Source organism: Ancylobacter sp. 3268 (genome assembly GCF_031456575.1).
Classification (GTDB): domain Bacteria; phylum Pseudomonadota; class Alphaproteobacteria; order Rhizobiales; family Xanthobacteraceae; genus Ancylobacter.
In genome coordinates, this window is the sequence record NZ_JAVDUX010000005.1 from 24,418 (window position 1) to 50,728 (window position 26,311).

General features: G+C 66.0%; 25 protein-coding genes. 3 read left to right on the plus strand and 22 right to left on the minus strand.

Annotated elements, in window-relative coordinates:
• Nucleotides 1–11 precede the first annotated feature (11 nt).
• The 16 genes from J2X65_RS08165 to J2X65_RS08240 all read right to left on the minus strand — a co-directional run bounded on the left by J2X65_RS08165 (nt 12) and on the right by J2X65_RS08240 (nt 18,043).
• Nucleotides 12–3,533, minus strand: coding sequence for a TIGR02594 family protein (locus J2X65_RS08165; RefSeq protein ID WP_310200141.1), 3,522 nt, complete (start codon nt 3,531–3,533; stop codon nt 12–14).
• A complete protein-coding gene (locus J2X65_RS08170) occupies nt 3,520–3,756 on the minus strand; it encodes a hypothetical protein (RefSeq protein WP_310200142.1) in 237 nt (78 codons plus the stop codon). The genes J2X65_RS08165 and J2X65_RS08170 overlap by 14 nt, the downstream gene beginning before the upstream one ends.
• A complete protein-coding gene (locus J2X65_RS08175; RefSeq protein WP_310200143.1) occupies nt 3,753–4,208 on the minus strand; it encodes a hypothetical protein in 456 nt (151 codons plus the stop codon). The genes J2X65_RS08170 and J2X65_RS08175 overlap by 4 nt, the downstream gene beginning before the upstream one ends.
• Before the next feature lie 48 nt (nt 4,209–4,256).
• The gene (locus J2X65_RS08180) at nt 4,257–5,210 is read right to left on the minus strand and encodes a phage tail tube protein (RefSeq protein ID WP_310200145.1); all 954 of its coding nucleotides are present in this window, start codon (nt 5,208–5,210) and stop codon (nt 4,257–4,259) included.
• 34 nt (nt 5,211–5,244) lie between these two features.
• Complete coding sequence (locus J2X65_RS08185; protein WP_310200146.1) at nt 5,245–5,676, minus strand: hypothetical protein; 432 nt, start codon at nt 5,674–5,676, stop codon at nt 5,245–5,247.
• Nucleotides 5,673–6,347, minus strand: a complete 675-nt coding sequence (locus J2X65_RS08190) for a DUF6441 family protein (RefSeq protein WP_310200147.1) — start codon at nt 6,345–6,347, stop codon at nt 5,673–5,675. Before J2X65_RS08190 ends, J2X65_RS08185 begins: the two co-directional genes overlap by 4 nt.
• Nucleotides 6,344–6,667: a hypothetical protein gene (locus tag J2X65_RS08195; RefSeq protein WP_310200150.1), complete on the minus strand. Its 324-nt coding sequence runs from the start codon at nt 6,665–6,667 to the stop codon at nt 6,344–6,346. The genes J2X65_RS08190 and J2X65_RS08195 overlap by 4 nt, the downstream gene beginning before the upstream one ends.
• On the minus strand, nt 6,667–6,999 hold the full coding sequence (locus J2X65_RS08200; protein WP_310200152.1) for a DUF2190 family protein: 333 nt from the start codon (nt 6,997–6,999) through the stop codon (nt 6,667–6,669). The genes J2X65_RS08195 and J2X65_RS08200 overlap by 1 nt, the downstream gene beginning before the upstream one ends.
• Nucleotides 7,000–7,066: 67 nt before the next feature.
• Nucleotides 7,067–9,064: a prohead protease/major capsid protein fusion protein gene (locus J2X65_RS08205; protein ID WP_310200154.1), complete on the minus strand. Its 1,998-nt coding sequence runs from the start codon at nt 9,062–9,064 to the stop codon at nt 7,067–7,069.
• A gap of 19 nt (nt 9,065–9,083) precedes the next feature.
• The gene (locus tag J2X65_RS08210; RefSeq protein ID WP_310200155.1) at nt 9,084–10,565 is read right to left on the minus strand and encodes a phage portal protein; all 1,482 of its coding nucleotides are present in this window, start codon (nt 10,563–10,565) and stop codon (nt 9,084–9,086) included.
• 4 nt (nt 10,566–10,569) lie between these two features.
• Nucleotides 10,570–10,779, minus strand: a complete 210-nt coding sequence (locus J2X65_RS08215) for a phage head-tail joining protein (RefSeq protein WP_310200157.1) — start codon at nt 10,777–10,779, stop codon at nt 10,570–10,572.
• Nucleotides 10,780–10,788: 9 nt separating this feature from the next.
• A complete protein-coding gene (locus J2X65_RS08220; protein ID WP_310200159.1) occupies nt 10,789–12,762 on the minus strand; it encodes a terminase gpA endonuclease subunit in 1,974 nt (657 codons plus the stop codon).
• Between the two features lie 6 nt (nt 12,763–12,768).
• Nucleotides 12,769–13,416, minus strand: a complete 648-nt coding sequence (locus J2X65_RS08225; RefSeq protein ID WP_310200160.1) for a hypothetical protein — start codon at nt 13,414–13,416, stop codon at nt 12,769–12,771.
• Between the two features lie 243 nt (nt 13,417–13,659).
• Nucleotides 13,660–14,514: a hypothetical protein gene (locus J2X65_RS08230; RefSeq protein WP_310200163.1), complete on the minus strand. Its 855-nt coding sequence runs from the start codon at nt 14,512–14,514 to the stop codon at nt 13,660–13,662.
• 374 nt (nt 14,515–14,888) lie between these two features.
• On the minus strand, nt 14,889–16,838 hold the full coding sequence (locus J2X65_RS08235; RefSeq protein WP_310200164.1) for a phage/plasmid primase, P4 family: 1,950 nt from the start codon (nt 16,836–16,838) through the stop codon (nt 14,889–14,891).
• 8 nt (nt 16,839–16,846) lie between these two features.
• Nucleotides 16,847–18,043: a CHC2 zinc finger domain-containing protein gene (locus J2X65_RS08240; protein WP_310200166.1), complete on the minus strand. Its 1,197-nt coding sequence runs from the start codon at nt 18,041–18,043 to the stop codon at nt 16,847–16,849.
• 98 nt (nt 18,044–18,141) lie between these two features.
• Here J2X65_RS08240 and J2X65_RS08245 point away from each other — a divergent pair, with 98 nt between their 5' ends.
• Together J2X65_RS08245 and J2X65_RS08250 are read left to right on the plus strand one after the other, a co-directional pair.
• A complete protein-coding gene (locus J2X65_RS08245) occupies nt 18,142–18,423 on the plus strand; it encodes a type II toxin-antitoxin system RelE/ParE family toxin (RefSeq protein WP_310200167.1) in 282 nt (93 codons plus the stop codon).
• A gap of 12 nt (nt 18,424–18,435) precedes the next feature.
• On the plus strand, nt 18,436–18,732 hold the full coding sequence (locus J2X65_RS08250) for a HigA family addiction module antitoxin (RefSeq protein ID WP_310200169.1): 297 nt from the start codon (nt 18,436–18,438) through the stop codon (nt 18,730–18,732).
• 23 nt (nt 18,733–18,755) lie between these two features.
• On the opposite strand, the gene J2X65_RS08255 is transcribed toward J2X65_RS08250, so the two are convergent.
• The gene (locus J2X65_RS08255) at nt 18,756–20,687 is read right to left on the minus strand and encodes a DNA cytosine methyltransferase (RefSeq protein ID WP_310200170.1); all 1,932 of its coding nucleotides are present in this window, start codon (nt 20,685–20,687) and stop codon (nt 18,756–18,758) included.
• Nucleotides 20,688–20,746: 59 nt separating this feature from the next.
• On the opposite strand from J2X65_RS08255, the gene J2X65_RS08260 reads away from it, so the two are divergent.
• Nucleotides 20,747–21,595: a hypothetical protein gene (locus tag J2X65_RS08260; RefSeq protein ID WP_310200172.1), complete on the plus strand. Its 849-nt coding sequence runs from the start codon at nt 20,747–20,749 to the stop codon at nt 21,593–21,595.
• Here the strand turns inward: J2X65_RS08260 and J2X65_RS08265 are convergent.
• From J2X65_RS08265 to J2X65_RS08285, 5 genes are read right to left on the minus strand one after another with little or no spacing between them, the layout of a single operon-like run.
• The gene (locus J2X65_RS08265; protein WP_310200173.1) at nt 21,523–24,099 is read right to left on the minus strand and encodes a DNA methyltransferase; all 2,577 of its coding nucleotides are present in this window, start codon (nt 24,097–24,099) and stop codon (nt 21,523–21,525) included. The two genes, J2X65_RS08260 and J2X65_RS08265, sit on opposite strands and share 73 nt — an antisense overlap.
• Nucleotides 24,096–24,971, minus strand: coding sequence for a hypothetical protein (locus tag J2X65_RS08270; RefSeq protein WP_310200175.1), 876 nt, complete (start codon nt 24,969–24,971; stop codon nt 24,096–24,098). The genes J2X65_RS08265 and J2X65_RS08270 overlap by 4 nt, the downstream gene beginning before the upstream one ends.
• A complete protein-coding gene (locus J2X65_RS08275) occupies nt 24,968–25,201 on the minus strand; it encodes a hypothetical protein (protein ID WP_310200176.1) in 234 nt (77 codons plus the stop codon). Before J2X65_RS08275 ends, J2X65_RS08270 begins: the two co-directional genes overlap by 4 nt.
• Nucleotides 25,198–25,746 carry a GcrA family cell cycle regulator gene (locus J2X65_RS08280; protein WP_310200177.1) on the minus strand — a complete coding sequence of 183 codons (549 nt, stop codon included), beginning with the start codon at nt 25,744–25,746 and terminating at the stop codon, nt 25,198–25,200. The genes J2X65_RS08275 and J2X65_RS08280 overlap by 4 nt, the downstream gene beginning before the upstream one ends.
• 2 nt (nt 25,747–25,748) lie before the next feature.
• Nucleotides 25,749–26,237 carry a hypothetical protein gene (locus J2X65_RS08285; protein ID WP_310200179.1) on the minus strand — a complete coding sequence of 163 codons (489 nt, stop codon included), beginning with the start codon at nt 26,235–26,237 and terminating at the stop codon, nt 25,749–25,751.
• Between the last annotated feature and the right edge of the window lie 74 nt (nt 26,238–26,311).

The window sequence follows — 26,311 nt, forward strand, 5'->3', positions numbered from 1 at the left end:
CCTACCCGCCGTCAGCCGGCGCGATATTGCTTCTCTTCGATGTTCGGCAAGAGGTTCGCGTCATACTCGGCGAGCGCCTGCTCAGCCGCCGCTCGCGAGATCCTCGCGATCGTCTCATCGCCATTTGCGCCGGCGAGATTGATCGTCATCTCCACCTTGCCGCGCGATTGGCCGGCGGTTCCTGCCGTGGCGGCCGCATTCCCCTGAGTGGCGAGAGCCGCCAGAGGCGATGCCGTCACCCGCCGACCCTGTTTTGCCATCTGGTGGATGGCTTCCAGCCTGTCGGCACCGATATTGGCGGTCGCCGTGGCGTCGAAGACGAACTCCTCGCCATGCACCATGCCGGCCAGCTTGCCGCGCTTGCCGCCGGTATAGCCGCCCTCGTCAAAGCCGAAGATCTTCCCGACTATGCCGAGCACGCCGCTGAACAGGCTGCCGAGGCCGCCGAGGCCGCCCCCGGCGGTCGCTCCTGCCGCCGTCGTTCCCGCCTGGCCGAGCCCGCCCAGGATGCTCTTCGTCGCGTCGCCCAGGCCGGTGGAGAAATCTCCGGCGGCAGAGGCGGCCGACTTGGTCGCATCGGCCATGGCTGTGGACGCCGTGGCGATTTCCGTGGTCGCGGTACGGAAGCTGACGACGTCCGACATCGGGAAGGCGGCGGTGGACACCCCGTTGCCCTGATTGCCGCCCGATACCAGAACGCTGTTCCCCTGCATGCCGGCGAAGAAGCCGACATGGCCCGAGGCTCCGGCCGCCTGCGGCGACAGGTTCACGATGTCGCCCAGCTGCGGATTGCTCGTCGCCTGCCCCCAGGACTGGAACGACGATGCGAGGTTGGAGCCGGTACCGGTCAGTCCGGATTTTGCCAGCACGGCATTGGCATAGGCGGCACACCAGGCCTGATCGGCCGGGTTCAGCTTGGCCGTGCCGGAAGCGGAGAGCAGGGTCGAGAGCGCCGCGTTGTCCCGTCGCTCATTCAACCCCTCATAGGACTTCGACAGCGAGAGAACGCCCGCCATCGAATCCCCACCCGCGACGTGATCGGAGCCGATGCCGCCGCCCGCTGCCTTGCCGGCAATATTGTCATTGGCAGACGAGCCGATCAGCCCGGCGGGGATGCTGCCCTCGGCAAACCGTACCCACATGGCATTATCCGAGCTCGACCCGAGCGGGCCGGACTTGGCGAGACCGGGCACCAGCCCCGGCATGGCGCCGGAAATCAGCTTGCTGATACCGTCATCGATCGTCTTGCCGATCTGGGCACTGGCAACCGACTTCACCCGATCAAGCAGAGCGGCGCCGACATCGCCGCCATTGAGGAAGGCCGACGCGATCTGCTGGCCGGTGCCGCGCCACAGATCCTGCATCTCGGCGACCTTGGCGTTGAGCTCGATCTGCTTGGCAATGGCCTGGTTCTGGGCGCCGACGATCTCGTTGTTGGCGTCGAGAAGCCCGGCCGAGCGCATCGTGCCATAGACCTGCTGGTCGATGTCGCTGCGGCCAAGCTGCTGGCGCTCGAAGATCAGGTCCTGCTGCAGACGCGCGCGGCTGATCGCCTCCTGCAACTGGCCCCAGGCCTCCGCCTCGGCCTTGATCTGGCGGATGCGGTCCGCCGAGATGCTCAGCGAGCCGGTCTCCTGCCACGCCTCGCGGCGGGCCTGCGCCTCCGCCTCGAGCGCGTAGCGCAGCTTCTCCGATTCGGCGATGCCACTGCTGATCGACTGCAATTCCAGCCGGCTCGCCGCAAAGCGTTCCTGAATGGAGAGCGAACGCTCGATCTCGGCATCCTGCTGCTGTCGTGCGGCCTCCGCATAAACGGTTGCCACCGCGCGCTGTGCTGCGGCATCAGCATCAGCCGCCGAAGCCGCCTCCTTCAAGGCATCGGCGCGCGCCCTGTCGGCCGCGATGGCCGCACGCTGCGCCACGGTGCGGGCATTGATCGCCCGCATGTCGAGGTCGTGCGCCTCGGCGGAGCGGCGCGCCTCAGCGATGCCGAGCACTTCCTCGCGCGCGCGCCGCGCCGCTTCCTCGAGGGCCGCGGCGCGGGCGGCCATGGCACCTTCCGAACCGCCTTGCTCGGCGTTCTTCTCCAGCGCGTTACGCAGATTGCCGTCGATGATGCGCAGGTCTTCCATCACCTGACGCTGCCGCTGCAACTCCGGCACATAGTCGGTGATCGCCTTCAGGCTGTCTCGGAAGGAGCGCATGCCCGGCACGCCATCCCGCGCCGCGTCGGCGACGGCGTCGATCGCGGCCTTGGCGCCCGGGAGCGAGCGCTCGGTCTGCGAGGCCGCGTCGGTGATCTTGAGCAGCTCATCGGCGATCGGCCGCAGGTTGGGCTTCGCCTCGGCGAGCTTCGCCACTTCCTCGCGGAACTGCACGATGCGCGGATTGCCGGCGGCGACCGACTTCTGCAGGTCGTCGATCTGTTGGCGGAAGGCCGCATACCGGTCGTTCATGACGAAGACCGGATCGTCGAAACCGGTGGCGATGCTGCCGAAGGCCTCGGGCGCGCTCGGCCGGGTCTGCAAGCCAAGCTGGCTGACGACGCTATCGGCCTGCAGGGAAAGCTGCCCGCGCAGGGCCGAGAGGTTCCGCTCGGCCTCGCGACGCTGCAGCCGATCGCTCTCATTGACATATTCGCGCAGGCTGGATTGCGCCTCGCCATAACGATCGCGGATGCGGCCGACGAGCGCCTCATGCTCCTTGAGCACGTCCTCGGCGGATTTCCCGCCATCCTCGATCTCGGAGAAGAAGTAGGCCGCCCCGGCCGCGACGGTGGCAAAGCCGAGCACGGCCAGGTTGACCGGATTGGTGACGAAGGCGAGCAAGCCCTCGCCGAGTGCGCTGACGGCGCCCTTCAGGCCGCGGTCACCCAACTGGCCGGCAAGCTGGCCGCCCTGCTGGATGATCGGGAGGAAAAGGCCTCCGCCGGCCGCGATCTGGGTGCCAAGATCCATGAACTGGGCGCCCATGAGCCCGATCTCATGGTTGGCCAGCTTGGTGGACGCCTCCACCTCTCCCATCGCCTGCTTGGAGGCACCGCCAAGGCCCCGCAGCTGCGCATTCGCCCGATCAAGCGCCGACATCTGCGCCGCGAACGGCGCCGAGGCGCTGCCGAGCGAGGACAGAGCCGACTGTGCGGCGCTGTTGCGCGAGGCGAGCAGGCCGGGCGCCATGCCCTCGACGGTGCCGGTCAGGCGCGCCATGGCAAGGTCGCCGGAGCGGCGCAATTCGTCGAGCCGGCGGGTCGCGTCGGCCGCGGCCTGCCCCATGCTGCGCAGCTTCGCTTCCGCCGTGCCGATATTGGCCAGCTGCGCCGTCACCGGCGCCGACGCCGCACCGAGCGAGCGCAGCGCCTTTTCCGCGCTCACGAGCTCGGAGGTCAAGCGCTCGGTGCGCACCGATCCGATCTTGGCCGCGAGCGCGTCCATGGAGGCCGAACCGGCGTTGCCGACTGCCTGCAACTCGGCCTTCACCTTGCCGCCGTCGAGCACGGCAAGGCGAACATTCACATTGCGCTCAGCCGCGGCCATTGGTCAGTCTTTCATTGATGGCGGCGATCGCCGCGCCCTCGACGTCATGGAACATTTCGGCGAGATAGGCGGGCCGGAGCCCGAAATCGCGCGCGAGGGCGGAAAGCGCCGGATAATCGAAGCCGATCGCCATCAGCGGCTGGCCGGCAGTGCGCAGCTGCGCGCCGGCCGCCTCGAAGACGCGCCAGGCGAGGCGCCCCTCGCGCGAGCGCGGCCGGTTCACTTCATACGGGCACTCTTCGCAGCGCGACGGGCAGGCCGCGCAGTAGCCTTCGCCTTCGCCGAAGTGCCACGCGGCGAGGGCGACGAGGCGTTTTTTTCCGCCACCAGCGAGAAGCCGGGCAGCACATACTTCTCATGGAAGCGTCCGCCGAACACCGGCAGGTCGAGCAAGGCCTCGACCGCGGCCGGGCTTACATCGATCGGATTGCCGTCGACATCGCCGACACCGGTCCACCCGGTGATAGCGGCGATGCCGACGCCCTTGGTGAAGGCGGTCTCCTGCAGGCCGGCCAGCACGGTGGCGCTTACGGTCTCCGGCACGGCGCCGAGAATGCGGGTCATCTCGGCCCGTGCCGTGAAGAGCACGTCGGATTTGAACGGGCGCACCGTGACGGTGACGCCATGATCGAGGTCGAGGGTCTGCACGTCGCGGGCGGTGCCGAGGTTGATCATGATGTCCTGCGAGACAGGGGCCGTTGTGGCCGATGAAGGGTAGGGGGATCAGTAGGAGGCGACGTCGTTGACGAGCGTCGCCGTCAGCATCGGCTGGCCGATGGCCGGCCGGGCCGCCTGGGCGGCGAAGGTGTGCTGGATGCCGCCCGGGCCGCTGATCGGGCGCTTGGGCTTGGGCAGGTACATCGACGGCATGTTGAAGGTCAGCGAGAGATCGGCACCGAAGGCGAAGCCGAATTCGAGCTCCATTGGATCGCCGGAGGTGGCAAGCGTCACCAGGGCCGTCGAGTCGAAGCGGGCGACGAGGTTCACGGTCGCACTGGTGCGGATCGCATTGAGGTCGGAAATCAGGCTGTCGCCGCGACCGACATCCTCGCCGACCTCGACGCCGTTGCCGAACGAGAACTCGGCCGAGGTGATCTTGCCGAGCGCCGCGCCATCCTTGCGGATGAAGCCGTGGAACTGCGTGAAGCGGGTCATGTCGCCGAGCGAACCGAGCACGCCGGCGGCCGTGGCGTTGATGGGCGGCCCCTCCTTCTGGCCGCGAAGGCCGATCGTCGCCTGCAGGCTGCCATTACCGCGCGACTGGGTCAGCGACAGCGTGTCGGCGACATAGCCGGAATGCATGGTGAAGGCCGGCACTTCCGGCGTCTGCACCTCGATCGATGCCGACGGCAGCGGGAACGCCCCGGAGGTGAAGACGTGGGTATAGACGTCCTCATCGGCCGTGGTGAGGGGAGCGCCGAGCAGCAGCTTGAGCCACACCCCGAAATAGCGCGGATCGACGCCGACGACGACATCGCCGCCGGCTTCCGTGGCGCCCTGCTGCGGCCTGATCGGATCGCGACCGAAGCCCAGCTGATCATCGGCGACGAGCGGCCGCTCGGCGCCGATGGTAGTGGAAATGAACGGCATCTTGCGGAAGCCGGCCACCGGCGCCGTGCCGAAGGTCGCCTCAAAGGCGAGCCCCATGGCCGAGTTGATACCGAAGGCAAGGCCCATGGCACTCTCCTCTATGTCAGGATGTCGGGGAACCTCAGCCGAGCGGCGAGGTGGTGGTGTAGACGAGCGTGACGGTCACGATGGCGGAGGCGAGCGCGGCGCCGCCGTCGGACGGCTGATCGCGGCGGCTCGGCGCCGAGGGTTCCGCCCACAGCACCGCACCGCCGAGCGTCGGATCGGCGATAATGGTTGCGCCGAGATCCATCAGCAGCGCGTCGAGCAGCGATCCTCGCGCCGCCGTCGTGGCGCCATCGGCATAGATCTCGACGTCGGCCTGGTGCTGCCACTCATAGGATGGCGGCGACAACGACACCGAGGGCTCACCGGGCTCACCATCGCGAACGATGAACAACCCACCCGGCCCGACGCTCGCGGGCACGTCGACGTTGCGCTTTACGTCACTTGCCGGCCGAACCGTGGCGATTGACTGCCTCAGTGCTTCGAGGGCGGCCTCGCGCACGCTCATCGATTCCCTCCCGGCCAGCTGTCGACGATCAGGCTCGGCAGCCGCGCCCGCCATTTCTCGGTCGCGGCGTCGATTTCGAGCCGCTGGCGCAGGGAGACCTGCGGCACCAGGATGAAAATCACCGTGGTGGTGCGACCTTCCAGCCGGGTGGCAATCGCACCCTTCCGGGTTCGCTGGTTGCGCGCCGCCTGGCCGCGCGCGTCGACGCGGACATTGTCCGCGACCAACAGCGACGGGCGCCCGCGCCGATAGACGAAGCGCAGCCGCAACCCGGTGCGTCGCTCCCAGCCTCCCGGCGTGATGCGTTCGCGTCCCACGCCGTCGCGTTTCACACCCTTTACGCCGGCAGCAGCGGTCGGGATGGCGAGAAAGAAGCCGTTCGGCGAGCGGATCGTCACGCCAGAGCTAAACGAGTAGACGATCTCCGGCGCGCGGGAGAAAACGAACCCGGCGGCGCGCAGGCTCGATTGGCCGGACGGATAGATTTCCGACCGCCAGGTGTTCGCTAACCGCTGCCCGAGACCCGCACCCGTCACCTGCTGGCGCAGATCCGTCTGCAGCCCCCGCGTGGCGGTCCTGACGCCCCGCGTGACGGCCTGCTCCGTCGCCGCGAGCTCCTCCCGCATGAAGATGTTGATGTCGCCATCAAGCGTCGCGCCGAGCAGGCTCATGCCGCCACCTTGCGACATCCGCAGGCCCAGATCCGATGATCGTCATCGCGCCGCCGCGGCTCGCCATCGATCATGTAGACGATGCCGTCAATCTCGAAGGTATCGCCCTCGGCGGGAACCGCAATATCGGCCTCGCGCACGTCAATGATGGTCGTTGCTCGCACTAACTGAGTGCCGGCGATGGCGATCAGATCATCGGGGCGGCGCGTGACAACCCGAAGCTCGACGACTGGATCGTCACCGCCGGCACGGAAAAGCGCGTCGGCGCCGAGGTGGACATCGTTGAAATAGAAGTCCACCCCATGCGCATAGGCGGACATCAGACGATGCCGGGCAGCAGCACGAGGCCTGAAGCGTCGCCATTCGCCGCCGCCGCCACGGCCACAGCAGCCTTGGTGTTGGTGGAAACCGTGGTGGTGAAGTTCTTGGCTGTGTTGTCCCAGTAGAGCACCGCGCCCTCAGTCCAGGCCTGACCGGTAGCCTTGGGCAGGGTGAAGACGCCCCTGCGGGAGAAGGCCACCTTGACGCCGGCGTCGGCGCTGAAATTGGCGACGGCGACGAGCGCGCCGAGCAGATAGGCGGTGCCGCTGACGACGCCGCCGGCGGGGGCGGTAAGGTCGAGGGTATCCCCCGGCGCAACGAAGTTCTTCATGGAGATGTCTCCGATTGTCGGATTGAGGGGAAACGCCGGCCAGGCCGGCCGGCGTCAGGATCGTGGATTAGGCGCCGGCGTTGCGGTAGCCGAAACGGAAGTCGATAGCGCCACAGCCGAAGTCATGCTCCAGGCTGGCCGCGACACCCTGCGTGCCGAACGGTTCGTCCATGCGGATGCGCGGCGCGGTGTAGCCATCGAGCAGTCCCCACTGCCAATTGGTGCCGAACGCCGGATCGGCGTAGAGCTCCCAGGCATTGCCGGTCATCTGACCACCGACGACAACGTCGAGCCTGCCCGAGAACGGGTTTACGTTACCCGCCTGCTGCGGCTGCACCGCCGCGACCAGTTGTTCCGCCTCGGTTTCCTTGTCGGGGGACACCAGCAGAATGCGCGCCGCGACATTCATCGCCGCACCGTCGAGCCGCTTCATCTTACGCAGCGCCGCACGACCAAGAGAAACCGAGGCGACATTGATGGCCGCCGCTGCGCCGGCGAGATTGCCATGGTCCGCATGGAACACCGCCTTGCCATCCTCGATCAGCGTCGGGCCGACGCCGGCGGCGACCGCCTTCATGGCAAAGAAGGTCACTTCCTCGAAAAGAGCGACGGTGGTGCCCTGACCGGCGAGAATCTGGTCGATGGCGCCGAGATTGTCGTTCACCAGCATCTGGCGGGTGAAGTTGATAGCGATGGCGTAGGGAACGACGATCACGGTCTCCTTCTTCTCGCCGAACGATCCGTACTGGATCTCGCCCGACTGCGTGACAGGCTTCAGCATCGGGAAATCGCCGACGCGGATGACGTCATGCGCTCGGAAGTCTGAGAAATTCCGCTGCTGGGCAATGCGACGATACACGGGCTGGGCGGCCGCATAGGCAGCCTCCAGCCGGGCATTCAGCGCGCCGGAGAAGATGATCGGGAAGTCGCTGGTCGAATGGAAGGCGCGTTCCAGAACTTCGATCCGCTCCCGACCGGTGCGGGGCATGTTGCGCTGACCGATGGCGACCGCCGCCATTTCGGCAAGGCTCAGTCCCATGAAACTCCGGGCACGGTCGCTCACCTGCCCACGCTGGCCGGAAGATTCCGAGAGCGTGACGGTCAGCGCCTCGGTCAACGCCTCGCGCCGGCCCTGTGGATCCTCGGAGGAGCGCCCGACACTCGCCCGGATGCCAGGCTGGTCGGCGCGGGTGGCGAGATGATCGAGCACGATGCCGCGAAAGGCGTCGATGGTCGTACCGGCTTCGATCGCCTGCTCGACGATAGCCGCGTCCACATTGTGAGTGCGACCGAGATTGCCGATATCGAGCACCCGCTGGCGTTCGCCGCGCACCGCCTGATCGGTGCTCGCGGTCGGGGCCGGCGCCGGAGCCGGGGGAACGGGAGCGGCGCGGGTATCCGCGACGGTCGGCGCAGCCGGGGTGTTGGTGTCGACGACGGGCGGCGTCGCCTGGGGCACGTTGCGACGCATGGCGTCGTTCTCCTCTGCAAGGGCCTCGGCCCGGGTGGAAGGGGTTGAAGCGGCGCGAACCATCGCGCCGGGATCGGCGGGCACCGCGACGAGCGACACCTCGAGGAGCTCCCAGCGGTCGGCCCGCCAGATTTCCTGATCGTTTTCGACGGCAGTAAGCGTCCAGCTGGTCACGCGATAGCCGACCGAAAGGCCGGTCAGGTCGCCCGATCGCACCCGCGCCTCGGCTTCACGACCTTGATCGCTTTCGGCGAAGCGAATTGTGCCGAGCAACTGCCCGCTGGCGACATGCGCCTCGGTGATCACGCCGAGCACGTTGCCGATGCTCGACGAATTGTGAGAATCGAGCAGCCGCACCTGACCCGCGACGACGCGAGACAGGTCGATTGCCTCCGGCGTCACCGCCAATTCCTCGAAGATCCCCCAGCGGCGGACACGCGACCCGGTCGAAAAGATCGCCGTAACGGTGCGCGCCCGTTCGTCATAGGTGGCCGGCGCAATGCGGGCGAGCGCGTCCGCATTGGCCTCGCGATGCACGAAAGCGCCCGGCTCAAAGCCGTCCGGGCTCGTCCGCGGCTCGACGGATCGCCTCATTCTTCTCTCCTGATGTGGGTCAGTTGGCGCCGGCGTCCGGCGTTTGCTGTGCGGTGCCGGCCCGGGCCGTCTTGCGCGGATCGACGTCGAGGATGATGCCCTGAGCGTCGAGCAGCTTGTTGATCTCGGCGATTTCCTCGATCTGGGCATCCGGGTCGATACCCCACGCCGCGATGAACTGGCGGAGCGTCATCCGCCCCGACCGAACTGCCAGAATGTCGGCGGTCATGTCCTTGACCGGGTCGATCGGCTCATTGGCCGGTGTGATCCAGTCGCAGGGATAGCCGTCCCTGCGTTGCGGCAACGCGCCGGAAAGCACCGAAAAATCAATGAAGCGACGCCAGGTCGGCGCACAGAACATCGGGATGATGTTGTGATACTGGATCTGCTCGACGAGGCGGCGGAACTCGATCTTGCCGGCTCGCAGACTGGAGTAGTTTGCCTGCCGTAGATCGCCCGTCAGTTGGTCATAAGTGATCCCCGCGCCGGCCGCCATCGCCATGAGTGTGTGGATCATGAACGGGTCGAACACCGGGGCGGAAGTCGGCTGCGCAAAGGTGATCTGTTCGCCGGCCTTGAGATAGGTGATCATGCCCGGCTCGAAGGATTGGAGCCGTTGGCCGTCGCCATCCTTTCCGGGCCTGCCGATAGCCGGCTGATCACCCTCGACATTGGTGACGAAGCCGGAAAAGCAGGCTTCGACGCGAGCCTTCACCAGCGACGACTGGTGATAGTCGGCGATATCGCGCGCCGTCATGATGATCGGCGCAAAGGTCGACACGCCGCGGATCTGCCCGGCCCGCTGCTTACGGTAGACGTGCAGCACGTCGGAGGCGTCGATGCGAACGCTCTCCAACGACTTCAGCCGGCGGATTTCGCCGGGGTGCTCGGGGAACAGCCAATAGGCCGCGCGCTTGCCGAGAGCGTCGAATTCGATCCCCAGCAGTGTGTTCGGGTCCTGCGGCATCTGGTGGCGGGCATCGTCGATATGATCGGCCTCCAGCAACTGGATCTGCAGCGGAACCGGAAGGCCATCACTGGTACGGCGGGGCCGAAAGCGCGCGACGACTTCACCAGCCTCGACGATCTCGCGCACGGCAAGCGACTGCAGCCCGTAGAAATCCAGCTGACCATCGGCGTCGCACTGATCGCTCCAACGTCGCCACAGGTCGTTTACCTTGCGGTCGATGGTGCGGGAACCGGTCTTCGATACCGGCATGATACCGGCACCCACCAGGTTCGCCGCGAGCACGTCGACGATCCGAGAGGCGTGCGGATTGTTGCGCACGAGGCTTCGGGCACGATTCCTCAGTTCCGAACTCGCCGGGCCGATCTCGGCATTCGCCGACGTGGCTGGCGCGCGACCGTTGCCGCGCCCACGCCGCGCCCCGTCATAGGCACGGGTCGCGCCATCGAGGGCTTTGATCGCCGAACGGGCACGCACGCGACTGAGGCCGGCGGCGGGGTTCACCCACGACACCAGCCGATCGAGCATGTTCATGACGTCACCAGCACCGATCGTTGACAGCGATCACGCTGCGAGAGGCGGAAGAGGCCGCATCCCCCGCAACCTCACTTTCCATGCGCGTCAGCTGCGCTTGCATTTCCGCGAGCGAGTAGAATTCGTGAGCGCGACCGTCCGAATAAGTGACCTTGCGGACACCCTGCGCCATAGACTTCTTGAGCCGGTCGATATCCGCCTGCGTATAGGCCATCGCAGCCCTCTATCTCTGCATCCAGGATCCGCCCCCATGCGGGCGGGCGAAATTCGATGCCGGAGCCGGTTCCGGTCCGGCCGCAGCTGATGCGGCAACCTCGATAGGCGGCGGCGCAGCGGTCACCGGCACGACATCGAACAGGCTAGCCTGCTCTTCCGGCGGCGCCGTCTCCCGTTCATTCTCAAGCTGTTCCCACACCGGCTCCGGGAGATCGCGGCAGCCCAGCCGGATGGCTGCTGCCTCGGCCTGAAGATGCGTATCCAGCATCTCGTTCGCCTGGCCCGGATCCGGCACCCATTGGTACTTCACATAGCCGTCGCGCCGCTTTACCGGCTTGCGGCGCTCCGCCGTCAGCTGGCGGAAATACTCATCGTCGAGGCCGCGCGGCATGCCGATATAGCCGCGCTGGAGCGGATCGGTCTTCGCCAGGTTCCGATACAGCGCCATCTTCAGGATGGACGTCCCGAAATTGTAGAACCGGCGGGAGTAGCGGAGCAGCGTGCCATCGCGCCGGCGTTCTTTTCGCACCCGCTCCAGCAGCGGCACATGATCCTCATGGCGACCGCGCACCATGATTACGCGCGTATCGGGATGCCGACGCGCCCATGCCCAGACGTCTTCCGTCCAGGCATTGCCGTCGATCGCCAGCAGATCGACGCCGATCATGCGACCGAGAGCGTTGCGCCATTTCTGACCAAGCAACGCATCAAGCGTCTGCTGGCAGGTAGCGTCGGTGATGTGACCGCGGATGACGCCGGCATCGATCACCCAGCGGCGGCGATCGCGGCCCCACCCGACAGCCTGCCATTCGACGCGATCGGTCTGACAGTCGACACCGACCGTGACGAGCAGAGCTCCCAGAGGAATCTGGCCTTTGGAATAGTCAGATCCGGCTGCCCGGTCGCGGATCTCTTCCCACGGAACAGATTCACCAGCCGCCCGATACGCCAGCCCCACGGAATCGTTGGTGAATGTCTGTTCGGTCGCGGCATCGCCGCGGGCCTTCAGCCATTCCCGCGCAATACGCTCCCAGCTTTGCAACGGCGAATAGGCCGACCAGATCCAGAACGACCTATGCTCTCGCCGAGCCGACGGGTTCGCGGCGCGCCACTCGATCTGCGAGACCATCCAGCGCCGATGATGTTCCTCAATAGGCTTGGCGCAATCCGGATCGACGCAGACGAAATGCGCCGCCTCCGGCTTCGTCTCGTCGAGATGGGCAAGCATGTTGTCCCATTCGAGGACCTGCATGACACCGCAATGCGGGCAAGGCACGAAGGGCCGCTCCTGGCTGCCTGCCTCGAAATTCCGCGTGATGCGACAGCCGGGCATGACCTTCGGCGTCGAGACCTTGAAGATCTTGGCGAACTCATAGCCGCGCGAACGGCTATCGGCCTGTACCTCCGGGTCGCCGGCGGTGTTCATCTCCCATTTGACCAGATCGTCCTGCACCTGCCGCGGCATCGAAACCTGCGACAGTGACGCCGCGGAATTGGCGCCCGAGATCAGCAGCGATCCCCGTCCATCCTTACGCTCCTTGTAGAGCACCGCGTCGGCGCCATCGCGCGATTTGGAGTTGAACAGCGCGGCGAGCGAGGCCGTCCCCTTGATGAAGGGGGATAGTTTCAGCCGGCTCCAGCGCGCCGCATTGTCCGTAGTCGGGTGGACATAGAGCACGTTGCCCGGATCCATATCCAGGGCGCCACCCACGAACACATTTGCAAGCACGGTCCCGCCCAGCTGCGCCGATTTCGCCAGCGTGACGATGCGGCAAGGATCGTCGGGACCGAGAGCTCGAAGGATCTCGTCGAAATAGCCAAATAGCGCCCGGTTATAGGGACCGGCAAACTCGCTCTCGACGTCGGAGAACACGATATTGTTCTCTGCCCATGCGAGAAAGTCGACGGGTGGTGGAGGTTCCAGCACCGTGGCGAGCGTCGTCGCCGCAAGGTGCTCGGCGTTCGCCACGTGCAAATCCATGACGGCTCACTGAACGGTTGGCGCCGGCTCTTCGTCGACGGTGATACTGACCTCGGCAGGTAGCTCCGCTGCATGCTTTCGCGCCGCAAGAGCGGCACGCTCGCGGACACCTCGGAGCTCGCGGCGTAGAAGGTGCAGAATGTCGCGCTGCGGCAGCCCAAACTGTGCCGCCAGTGCCGCCGCGAAATCCGGCATGGCGCCCTCGAAGACTGTCAGCATGCCCGTGGCGATCTTCGCCATCTCGCGGGCCGCATCCTCTCGCAGCATGAGAGTGCCTCGGCTTTGCAGCTCCTGCTCGGCATTCCGGCGGTTGCGATATTCGATTTCGCGGAGCCGCTCTCGCTTGATTTTCTCCTCGACAGGATCGCCAGCAAGCGGTGTCGGCGTCGAAGAGGTGGCCGGAGCGGGCTGCAGCATTGCCGAAGATGGCGCGGGCTGCAGGTTGGTGTCGAGGCCGTTACCGAAGCGCTGCCCGATGTCGATCCGCTGCCGTAGCTGCGACTGCGCCACCTGCACACGGATCCTGGCACCGCGACCTTCGCCGACGAGCGCGTCGCCCGTAATCTTGCCCTCGGCGATCCACTGCGACACCCGGCCAGCCGAGACATTGCAGAGCGTGGCGAACTGGCCCTTGCTGACCACGTCCGCATCCATCTTTAGCGTCCCACTTTAGCTGATCTTTAGCTCTTTAGGCTTTCAAAACCGGCTTCATCTGCCGACACTCTGCGCTATCGCCGCCCGCATACGTGGGTGGCCGGGGAAGGACCCAAAGGGGGTGGGGCCCCCTCGATCCGACGGGACGGCCATCGACCACCCCATCAAGCGAAAGCCCCGGTAGCGTCTCCGCTCCGGGGCCTCTTTATCCATGCGCAGTGAGCACCAAAATCCAGGCGCGCGTCAAGCGCCCTTTTCGCCGGACCGGTGGAGAACGGGCAGAACCCTTGACCCGCCTGCATTCCCGCTCTCCCACGGCCGGGCTGGCCGGGCTGGCCCGGTGACGCGGTAGCGCTCAAGCGAATCACGCAGTGCGTCGGCGAGCACCACCAAGCCCGAATGCCACACCTCATATTCAGCCCGATCGACGGCCGCATAGAAGGGCGAGGGGACCAATTCCCATTTGTTGTACGCACCCTTCACCGGACGGCGTCGGGTCGGGCTCCACCCGTCCTGCTCGCAATCGGCATAAGCTACCACCTCGCCGCCGACGATCTGCGGCACGCTGCGCATGACGAACCACTTCGCCTTGCCGTTCCCGCCGCGGACCATCCGATATTCGGGAGCCTCAGCCTCCCAATCGGGCACCCCGCCGACCATGGCGTATTTGCGCACCAGCCATGAGGGCGAGGCCTTGAAGCGAAGCGCACCCATCGCTGCCGGCACGCACATCCGGTCCAGCGCATCGCGCACCACCTGCTGCCCGACATCACCCCATGCATCAGGGCTTGCCATATCGCCAAACGGCCACCAGCCCACAGGCGCCTCGATCACTAGGCCATCCAGATCGGCCACCGCCTCGGCAACGGCAATGGCATCGGCATGCGGAGCACACTGAGCGGTGCGGTCCGGCGTAACACCCCAACGGTTCCGAACGTCGGCACCGTCGATCACGGTGAGCAATTCGCCGTAGCGCGAGACGCCAGCCCAACCCGCCGCTGCCGCCAGCGACAGCGACGGCACCGGGTTCGCCTCCTTCGGTAGCTCTTCCCGGTAAGCCCACACCAGCAACTGCTCTATATCGATGCTCGTCTTCATCACCTTCCCCTCATTTGGGAGGCTAGGGAGGCAGTGGGAGGGTAGGTTTCAAAGAGAGAACCATCCGCCTGTCTCGCCAAACCGTTGATATTACTCACGCCTGCTTTTCTGTTGGGAGGCTAGGGAGGATAGGGAGGATAGAAGCTCGCTACGCATAGAGAGAGATCGTCGACCAAATGGCCGATAGAGGCCTCCTCGCGCTCCTCGTTTCTCTCACGCGTACATGCGGGCTACCCTCCCTAGGCTCCCTAGCCTCCCAAAACGCCAACTAAGTGCCTGATCCCCCACGCCCCCGGCAGAATGGCCCGCGCAGATCGCTACCCTCCCTAGGCTCCCTAGCCTCCCAAGCGGGCGCTTCCTTCCCTAGCCGCGGATCACACCATTGGGGTGTGCGAGGGGTCGAACTCGGCCTTGAGCCGGATGCCGACATATATCGACAGCGAGCTCTTCCCCTTTTCGAACCCGAAATCATGCGCCGCCTTCGGCATGCGCCGCGCGAAGGTGGTGGCGCCAAGCGGCGTCTTGCCGTCACGCTTGGAGAACTTCACGAACGCCTCGTAGAGCGTCCCCTGCTCGACGGTGTCATGTGGGTAGCCGGTGACATCGAGCGCGGCGCGCACGAAGGCGCCCATGGGATCGCTCTCGTCGCGATACTCCTGCGTCGCCGCCAGCACCGCCTCGGGCGGGTGCAACCCTCCCATATTGAGATAGTCGAGCGCACCTTCGATCATCCAATTGAGGATGCCCGTGATCTCGCCCTTCAGCTTTTCCGGTAGCTTCTTGTCGCGCTCACCCTTCGGTATCTGCACCTCGAACGGCACAAGCGAGACACGCCGCCAGATGCCATCGTCATTGCCATGAATGCGAGGTTTCCGGTTGCACGAGATCGCCAGCTTGAAGCGCGGATAGACCTCGATGAACTCGTGATTGAGGCGCCGCACATTGATCGGCTCGCCGCCGGTGAGGTCCTTGATCAGGCTTTCATCGAGCGGCAGGCCTTCCTTCGGCTCGGCCGAGCGGACGAAGCGTGCCGCCGGCAGGCGGATCAGGTCCGGCGTCGCCTCCGAGCCCTTGCGGTTGTTCTCCGTCACCAGCGACATCACCGGCACCGAGGTCGCATAGTCGCCCATGAGGTGCGCGATGATGTCGACGAGGGTCGACTTACCGTTCGAACCCTCCCCGAAGAAGATACAGAACATCTGCTCGGTGGTGAGCGCGGTCAGGCAGTAGCCGAAGAACCGCTGCACATAGGAGCGCACCGCCTCGTCCGGCAGTATGCGCTCGATCATCGCGGTGAAGATCGGCGCACCGGCCTCGGGACAGTGGAACACCGGCGCCAGCTTGGTGATCAGCGCCCGCCGGTCATGCGGCAGGATGGAGAACACCCACCGCTTCACCATGCGCACGACATCGGGATCGGGACAGTCGAGATCTTCTACCTCCGCCTGGTGAAAATGGATCGTGCCGTTCAGCACATTGAAGGCGAGCGGGTCGCGGTCCAGCTGGTCGAGGCCGTGCACCAGATAGGGCCGCGCCTCGCCAAGCATGCCATCGAGCTTGCCGGCATTGCCGGAGGTAATGGCGAAGCGCCGCCGCTGCGTCTTGCGCGAGGACCATGACTTGGCCGCGACTGCGCCGCGTGCCATGGCCTTTTTGGCCGCATCGAGCTCGCGCCGCAGCTGGAATTTTCGCCGCTCCTTCTCCCGCTTCGGCAGCTCCTGATCGTCGAGATCATGGATCTCGTGCGGGATGTCCTCGCTGCGACGCTCGGCCTCCTGCGCCTGCGCCATCGCATCGGCCTCGGCCGGGGTCGGCGCGATGACGAAGGCCTCCAGCATGATCGCCTCGGCGGTGTCATGCGCGAGCGCGCGGACATCGTCCTCGTCATCCTCGGCACGAAACCACCGACGTCCATCCCAGCGATGCCAGCCGAGATTGGGCACATAGGCGAGATTTTTGCCGTGCCGGTAGCGCAGCCTCCGGCCATTGCCGATATCGTTCTGCGCCTCGCCGGCACAGGCCAGCAGCGCCGGATCCTCCGGCTCGAAGCCCGGCGGCGGACCGTCATCGTCGAAGGGCGGTTCACCGCCGCCATCGGCATCCGCGCCGTCGGGGCCGTCATCATACGGGTTTTCGGTCGCCTCCGGCTCGCGCGGTGGACCCAGCTGCGCGTCATCCGGCCACTGCGGACCCTCAATCTCGCCCGCTTCATTCCCCTGCGGCGGGACAATCCCTGCGGGGGAAGCCGGGGGCTCAGGGTCGACGATGGCCGCGATGCGCGCAAGCGCCTCCAGCCCGCCCTTCGGCGCGTCATCGTCAAGCATGGGCCACCCTACAGAAGGTCATTGAAATCGCGGCCGTCGGGCGGCCACACGATGCGCACGCGGCGCCAATCCACCCCAGCGCTGAAGCGCACACGCGCGCGCTCCAGCGCTGCCTCGACCGTGAACCGGTCGCTATCGGCGTCGCCGAGCAGGGTCACCTCCTCGACGCCTGCAGGAATCGGAATGCCCGGCGCTTCCATGTCCGGAACAGGACCGGGCACGCGCCGGGCGCGGCCGGCGGCATCCTTCAGGGTCGGGTGCTTCACCGTTTCGGCCGCGCGGCCGCCTATATTGCCCAGGGCGATGCCGGACCAGAAGGCGACGCCCTCGGCTCGGCCGAGCGCGAGCAGCGCGCAGGCGACCGACAGCACGGTCTCGATGCCCTCGCCGATCACCAGCCGGCGCGGTGCCGGGAGCCGGATCAGTTCGATCCGCCCGCCGCCCATGCTGCCGCGCACCTTCTTGGCCGGGAGGATTTCACCAGTCGCCGGATCGGCAAGGCACAGCTTGCCCTTGGCATCAGCCATGTCGAGCCAGGTGATATGCAGCCCAGCGAACCGACCATCGGGGCCGAGGATCGGCGCCAGCATCGCCGGGCCGGTGTGCAGAAGGTTCGGATAGTCGCGGCCGCGCGAGCCGTCCGCTCGCAGATGCGTCGTGCGTGGCCCGTAATACGGCATGCGCGGATGGAACCGCAGCCGGCCCCATAGTATCGGCGGGCTTTCAGGCGGCAGGCCGCGCGGCCCGGTCAGGTACTGCTCGACCGTCGTATGGTCGGCCGGCATCGCCTCGTTCCAATAGGCCCAGCAGCGTTCCCGCTCATCCTCGCGAAACTTCGCCGCCGCCGCCTCGTTGCGCGCCTTCTTCTTCGCCGCCTCGGCATCCCGGCGCTTCTGCTCTTCCGGGTCAATCTCCTGTGTGCCACCCAACCATGCCACGGCCTTGCGAAAGGACAGGCCTTCGCGCTTTTCGACCAGCTTGATCACGTCGCCGCCGTCGCCACACACTACGCAAACCCATCGCTCGGCATCGCACTCGAACGACGTGCTGTCTTTCGCGAAGGGATCGGTCGAATGGAGCGGACACGGTCCGACCAGCCACCCCGGCTTGGAGCCTCGCCGCTCGCGCAGGCTCACCCATTTGCCGGCTATTGCGGTGACGGGGTTGCGCGCGCGCAGATCGTCGAGGGCAGCATCAGAGATCATGCCGCCACCTCGAAAAACGTATCATCGCACGATACTTTTCCCTTGCCGAACGTATCATATTGAGATACGTTATCTTCATCGGAAGCGGCGAGGCGGCGATGATCCTGAACTTCAAGAACAAGCTGACGGAAACGGTGTGGAACGGCACCGTCGGCAAGGGCTTTCCCGCCGATCTCGTCCGCCCGGCCCAGCGCAAGCTGGCCATGCTGAACGCCGCCGTCACCCTCGATGCCCTGCGCGTGCCGCCGGCCAACCGGCTGGAAGCCCTCAAGGGCGACCGCGTCGGCCAACACTCCATCCGCGTGAACGATCAGTTCCGCATCTGCTTCATTTGGCGCGACGGCCACGCCGCCGACGTCGAAATCACCGACTACCACTGAGGAGAAACCGCCATGCTCGGCCCCAATCCCGTCATCCACCCAGGGGAAATCCTGCGCGAGGAGTTCCTCTCCCCCCTCGGCCTCACGCCCTATGCCGTGGCGAAGGCCGTCCATGTGCCGCGCACCCGCATCGAGCGGCTGGCGCGCGAGGAGGTGCCGGTCACCGCCGATACCGCGCTGCGCCTCGGCCGCTTCCTCGGCACCGGGCCGGAGTTCTGGATGAACCTGCAGACGGCCTACGACCTGACGTCCGCCGAGAAAACCGCGGCGGACATCGCAGAAATCCAGCCGCACCAAGCGGCGGCATAGGACAATCGTACACGCGCACGCCATCACTCGGCCGCCTCCAGCACTGCGCCCGGCGCCTCATCCGCCATGATGGCGCCGACGCAGGCCTTCATCTTCGCCACCGACACCGCATTGCCGATCTGCTTGATCTGCTCGGTCTTGGTGCCGGCGAACTCGTATTTCGACTCTTCGGTGTTGAAGCCCATGGCGGCGGCGAGCTCGTGCGGTTCCAGCATGCGGAACAGGATGTCGAATTGCTCGGTACCCTCGACGAGGTTCACCCGGCCGGTGGCGCACAGCGTCGGCGCCGGCTCGTCGACGTCATGAACACGTGGCGCCTGCCCCTCGCGCTCGCCGAACTGGGCGGCGATGAAGGCGAGGTCGCCCCGGTTCGCGCCGGTGACGGTCGGTAGCGGATCGACGGCGGCGTCGCGCGCCCGGCTGCTGCCGTCGTCGTGCGTCACCGGCATGACGATGGCGAACTCGCCGCCCTTGGCCGTCGTCAGGGTTGGGATTGGATCGGCAACATCCCGCGCCGTGGCGCCGCCGCCGGATTGCGTCACCGGCACCACCATGCCGAACCGGCCCTTGGCGGTCACCGTCGGCAGAGGATCCTCGACACTGACGCAGGTCTCGCCGGAGCCGGAGCCGTAATAGGGCGAAATCAGCGCCGTGCCGCTGCCTCGTTGCCCGCCGGTGACGATGGTCGGTAGCGGCTCGCCGACTTGGCGCGGGGCGCCGCCGGAGGCTTGCGAGAGCACAAACGGCTGAACCAGCATCGGCCGCGCGCAGCCCGGGTGTTCCACCGTGCCCGCGCCACCAGTGGTGATAGTCGGCAGCGGATCACCGGCCGAGCGGGCGGCGCCGCTATTGTGTTGGGACAGCACGAAGGGCTCGGCCAACCAGACGCCGCCCTTGGTGTCGAGTGTCGGGATTGGTTCCGCCGACACCGGCTTGGCCTGGTTGCCTTTCCGCCCGTTCATGATGATCGGCTCGGCGATGCCGATATGGCTCGCCGCCGCCGTCTGCGTCGGCAGAGGAACATCATCGCCCGCCGGCGCCGCGCCCTTCTTCAGGTTGACAAGCACCGGCTGCGCCAGTCCGATATGCTGCCCGTTGGCCGGGATGGTCGGCAGCGGTGCGTCGATCCCCTGCGCCGCCATGTGGTTGCGCAGGATGACGAGGAATGGCTCCGGCCATCCGTGTTTCACGGCGCCGGCATAGATCCGCGCCATTGTCTTCGGCGCCAGATCCTTCTTGCGGTCGAAGATCGACCGACCCTTGATCGACCAGTCGATTATTTCCCGCGCCGGCCGCCACGGCTTGGCGCCCGAGAACAGATCGCCGGCGATCTCGGAGCGCTTGCGATGCGTCGGCATTGGCCAATGCACCCGCCGCCCGTCGGAGCGCGCCATCAGGATAAAACGCTGTCGGGTGGTGGCGTCGCCATAGTCGGCAGCGTTGAGTTTGCGCCATTCCGGTTCGAAGCCGAGCCGCTTGATGGTCTCGATCCATGCGAGGAAGTATTCGCCCTTGCGCGAGGCGATCGGCTTCTGCGTCTCCGGATCGACCGGTCCCCAGCCGATAAATTCCCACACGTTTTCGATGATGATCCGCTTCACCCGCAGTTCGGTGAGCCAGGTGATGATGTGCCAGGGGTCGCTGCGCTGCTGATCGCTGGTCGGCTTGCCGCCGCGCGCCACCGAGTGGTGTGTGCAGGTCGGCGAGGCCATCAGCAAATCGAGATAACCCTCCGGCACCAGCATATGCGGGCGCACCGTCGCGATGTCCTGCACATAGTGCCGGGCCTCGGGATGGTTGCGCTGGTGAGTGTCGATCGCCACCGGCCAATGGTTGACGCAGGTGAGGATGATCTGATCGAGCGTCCAGCCGAGCGCGAGCAGTGCCTTGATCGCGCCCGTCGACGAGCCGCCGGCGCCGCACAGGAGGTCAGCCACAAGAATTTTCCGGGTCATGCTACCGCCCTCTCGACAACCGGGAGGCGAGCGGGCAGCGTCGGACCGGGGGAAACGATATGAAGCGGCTTGTTGAACCGGGAGTGCTGATCGGGGTTGGAGTAGTACTCGGCGTGCCATTGGGCATGTCGATAGTGCCGTTTCTCTTGCGATGCATAAGCGACGCATGGGTCGGCTTTTCGGGGTCCATCGTTGGCGGAATTGTCGGCGGCGTCATTACCGTTGTAGCGGCAGCGATTGCCGCCGCGCCCGTCTTCCGACAACTCCAGCTCAGCGAACGACAAACGGCGCTTTCCGTCCGCGACGCTCTGCAACGCGTGGTGGATGCACTCGAAGAGGAAATAAGGTGGCTTTATGCTCAACGCAGCCTTAACTATGCGATAGGAGCCGCCTGCGACAAATCGGTAGAAGACGAAGAGCCAGGTCGCCCTGATGCGCGTAGGGCCGTCGCTAAAGTTCTCATTCATCTTGATGAGTTTCGGCAGCGCCTCCGGCGATACTGCAATGAGAACCCCAGCGAAGGGCGGATAGCCAAGCAACGCCGATCGGTATTGGCCGGGGCCGTGCAGACTAAAGCGGAACTCCTCGACCTGTTCGAAGCATTGGGGGCATACGGCTCTGTTCTTAGCGATGCAGAGCAAAACCGCATCGTTTCGGGCGCCAGCAATGCCGCAAATCTCAACGAAAAGTTTCGTAAAGACCAACGAGCATTCAGAGTTCTGCTCAGTGCAGAGCGGCGACTGATTTGGAAGGAGATCCGCAACCTCGAACTGTTGGCAATCGGCAAAACCGCAGGCCTCAGGACATACAACGATGATGAAGGGCAAGTGCCGCATCACGCCACCGCCTCCGGCTCGGCCGAGGCCTCGACGTCGAGCAAGTCGAACAGGCCGGGCATCGCCACCTGATTGGCCGCGGCCTCGCAATACTTCATCCCGTCCCGGAAATAGGTCGGCGAGAGCTCGATTCCGTAGCCGCGCCGCCCCTTGAGCAGCGCGCGATAGGGCACCGTCATCAGCCCGCCGAAGGGATCGAGCACCAGCTCGCCGGGCTCCGAGCGCTGCGCGATCTCGCGGTCGACGATGTCGAAGGGCAGCGGGCAGAGGTGCTTTTCCGCCCCCTTCTGCGCCTGCATCGTGTTGAGCGACAGCATCTGCGCGCCGCCGGTGACGATCTCCTCCATCCAGCTATGGACCGGCAGCAGGGCGAAGTCGGGCGGCAGTTGTCCGTGAAGCTCCCGCGCCTCGGCGATGGCGACGTGGTGCTCGAAATCATAGACGGTGGCGAGGTTGAAGCTCTTCCACAGCCGATAGGCGACATCCGCCTTCAGCCCGACGAGCTCGTGCGGCATCAGCAGCCGGTCGCCGGAGGATCGCGTCACCGGCGCCGCGTCCAGCTGCCAGCGGGCGCGGCTATAGCCGTCGCCGGTCCAGGCGCCGCCCTTCGCCTCGCGCTTCACCTTGCGCACCGGCCGGTCGGCATAGCCGTCGCTGCGATCGGTCGGCGGCTTGCGGAAATACAGCATGTATTCCGGCATGCCGCACCCCATGCGGGTGCCATCCTTGCACTGCTCCGACCAGCCGAGCCGGTAGGTCTGGGCGTTCTCCCGTACCACGTCGGTGCCGAGCGTCTTGCGGCCGATGAAGGCGAAGCCGTGCCGCACGAAATGCGTCACCGTGGCGTCGGAGAAGGGATAGACGGTCTGGAAGCCGAGCCCGGTCATGCCGCCCGGCACGATCCGGTCCTTCACGTGGATGCAGGCATTCCGGCCCGGCTTGAGCGCGCGCAGCAGCTGCGGCGTCAGGAAGTCCATCTGCTGCCAGAAGTGATTATTGTCGTCGGTGTGGCCGAAGTCGGCATAGTTCGGCGAGTATTCGTACTGTGTCGAAAAGGGGATCGAGGTGACGATCAGGTCGACGCTGTCGGTCGGGATCCGGCCCATCTCGTCGACGCAGTCATTATTGACGAGGGTATAGCCGTCGCCCTTCACCTCGACGCGCTCCACACCCATGGCGCGCGTCATCTCTTCGGCCATCGCGGCGCGCGACAGGCCGTATTCGCGGATGATCTCTGTCATAATGGCGACCTGCTCGATATAGCGACGCCACTTCGCTTCCAGATCCTCGCGCACGGCACGCTCGGCCTCGGTGTAGATGAGGTCGATACGCACCGTGTGAGCCTGACCGAAGCGCTGGATGCGATGGATCGCCTGGATGAAATCGTTGAACTTGAAGCCGATGCCGAGGAACACCGCCCAGCGGCAATGGCGCTGGAAGTTGCAGCCCGAGCCGGCAATCACCGGCTTGGCGGCGAGCTCGGCGAACGCGCCGTCGGAAAAATCGATGATCCGCTGCTCGCGCGCTTCCAGCTGCTGCGTGCCATAGACCGACACCACGTTCGGGATCGCCGCCTCGATGGCGTGCCGCTCGGCCTCTAGGTCGTGCCAGAGGATGCGATGCGCGCCGGGATCCTCGGCGCGGATCTCCATCATCTTGGCGATGCGCGCCGGCAAGCTGTCCCGCTTCTCCCGCGCCGCACCGACCACGCCGATGGCGTGATCCTTGAACATCTTCACCTGCCCGCTACGCTCGACGCCGGCGTCGCTGTGATCGGCCGGAATCTCGTGCCAACGGATATCCAGCGGCGGCAGGTCATAGCCCTCGTCGGAAAACCCGAGGTCGGAGGGCTTGGAGACGAATAGTGCCCAGGTCGATACCCACAGCCAGAATTCGCGCTCCTTGTGCGGGTGCAGCGTCAACTCGTCGGCCTTCTCGCTGTTGCGCTTGAAGAACCGCGTCTTGGCCTGGCCGACATCCATCACACCGAGGAAGGCGGCATAGGCCAGAAGCTCGATGAACTCATTGGGCGAGGGCGTCGCCGTGGCGACGAATTTGTACGGCACTTGGTCGAAGAGCCGCATGAACTCGCGGAAGGTCTTGCTGCCGCCAAAGCCGCGCAGGCATGAGGCCTCGTCGAGCGTGACGACGGTGAACAGGTTCGGATCGAGCTTGCCGTCCCGCACCGTCTCGTAATTGGTGAGATAGATCGTCTCGTCGTCTTCGATCTCGGCCGCGCTGCGGATGAACTTCAGCCGAACCGCGTACTCGCCGGTGAAGCGCAGCGCCGCGTCGCGGGTGAACTCCTGCCGCACGCCGAGTGGCAGCACGATCAGCGCCCGACCGCCGACAGCCGCCTTCAGCAGCCGCAGCAGTTCAATCTGCGTCGACGTCTTGTGCAGGCCGAATTTTGCGAAGAGAGCGCGTCGACCGCCCTTCGCCATCCATTGCACGATCGCCCGGGTGAAGCCCTTCAGCGCCGGATTGATCGCTTCAATCGGAATATCGATGCCTGTCACGGCCGCGACCGGCCGCTTCGCCTCGAGGAAGTCGCGATAGTCGATGGGGGCGTTCATCGAGCTACCCTCCGCTCGCCGGTGTGGCCAGCGTCGGCCGGCACGCGGAAGCCCTTGCGGAAGGCATCGGGCGAAAGGCGGACGTGTCGCTCCTTCACGATGGTGCCGAGATCGGGATTGCCGCGCGAGTGCCCGTCGACCCAGATCCAATAAGGCTCGATAACGCCGTCGATCAGCCGCCAATGGCCGATCACCATGTGCATGCGGGTGCCGGAGAGGCTTTCAGCCGAACGCAGCTCGCCGCGATAGAGGGCAGTCTGCGGGCGGATGAGCTCAACCTTGTTGTAAGAAAACACGGGCAGGCCACGCTGCGCCCGCCGGAGCGCAAAGGCCTTCAGTCCTCGGTCAAGACCAACGCCTGGGACAACGCGTCGCGCCGTGGCCGCCCTTGGCGACGACAGGGCATAGATGATCTTGACGACGGCACCCGCGGCAGTCGCCGCTTGGATACCCTCGGCAGCACTGCGGATGAGAGCATCCCAGGCAAAGTCCGAGAGATCGACCCACAGATTATCATCAGGATTGACCGTCAGACACACCTGCCCGACACACCGGATGCCCCAGTGCGCGCAATCGTGGAAGGCATAGGCGATCCCGCCTGAGATCAGCCAGCCGTACCGGCCCGCAATGTCGATCCACATTGGGTTGCAAGGAACGGGAAGCCGATCGCCGGGGGGGGCAGCTTCGACGTCGAGAGCGGCATATTGTAAAGCTTGGAAGTCCCGCTCACCGAAAACGAAGCGATCACACAGCGCGGTGGGAGCGGGCGAAGGCAAATGATTGGCCTTAGGCAACTTCAGAAGACCATGCGCCTCGTTCTCGATATGACCTCGCGGCCGGTCGAGCAGAAAACGATCCGCCAACAGTTTCATATCCGCACCTCCCGCACCAGCGCGGCGCGCATCCGCGCCATTTCGGCCGGGCTCCAGATGCCGGCGCCATCGCTGAGGGCGAGCCGCACCCGGCTCCGGCTGATGCCGAGCCGGCTCGCGATCTCCCATTCGTGCACGTTCCGCCGTGCCAACCCGCGCACGGTCGCGACCAGCCGACGCCAGGGCCGGCGATACACGATGACGAAGGGACGGGGCGCGCGGCGGTTCATGCGAAGTTCCACCGGCCAGCCGCACGCTCGTCGTGCCGATCGCCACACCCACGCGCCTCGCGCGGCCGGAACGCCAGCGTGCGGCAGGCCGGGCAGTAAGGCCCGTCCCGCATCACCGGCGCGCCGCACATCCGCTTTTCCGCCGGCGGCGTGACGCCGCGATCCGGCCACAGCGGCCACCGGCATTGCCCCTCGCGGATCGCCAGCATGGCGATACCCGGCCGGTCCGGTGCCAGCGGCAGCACCGGCTCCAGCGGCGGCGCGACGACGATCTTGTGTGCCGCGCCGGCCTTCGGCTTCGCCGTCGACAACCGAAGGCGAGGCTGGCGCTTGGCCGATCCTCTCGTTACCGCATGGTCGACCAGATTTTCCGGCCGCTGCCGCAAGCCGAGCCGGTTCGCCCGGCCTAGCACCGCACAGCGTGTGCGGGCGGGAAAGCCCTCCATCGCCAGCTGCGCGGCGATCAGCGCGTAGGAAAGCCCCTCGGCCAGCAGCACCCGCAGGCGCCCATCTTCCTCGGGAGTGCGATCGGTGACGCCGGGCATGGTCACGCCTCCCGCACAAGGCGAGGCGTGGGCGCCTTGATCGACGCCAGGCCGGCCCGCAATTCCTCGGCTTCGCGGATGAAATGCGCGACGGCGCGGTCGATCCGCTCGGCTTCGGACGGCGAGATGCGGCCATCTTCCTTGGCGATGGCATACTCCGAGGTAGCGGCGGCGAGGGCGCCCAGCACGTCGGCATAGGCCGCGTCGACATTCCCTGTCGCTTCGGCCGGCGCGCCATCCGTCAGATCGCGCCCATTGAGATCGGCCATGATGCTGGTCACCAGCGCCCGGCCGCAATCGCCCTCCAGCGCGACCACCGCCGTGATCGGCATGAGATCGTTGTCGTTCGGGTTGTTCCAGCGGCCGACATGGCCGGCGCTGTAGTTGCAGATCTTGGCCGCGCGGGCGATGCCGCCGCAGGCGTCGATCAGGTCGCGCTGCGCCGCGCGGAGGCGGAAAATCGTGCTGTCGGAAATGGCGCGCTCGGCCATGGCATCCTCGCGAAAGTCAAGCGTCATCGCGCGAGAAAATGCGTCGCATTTTCTCGGAGGGAGAATCGTCAGGG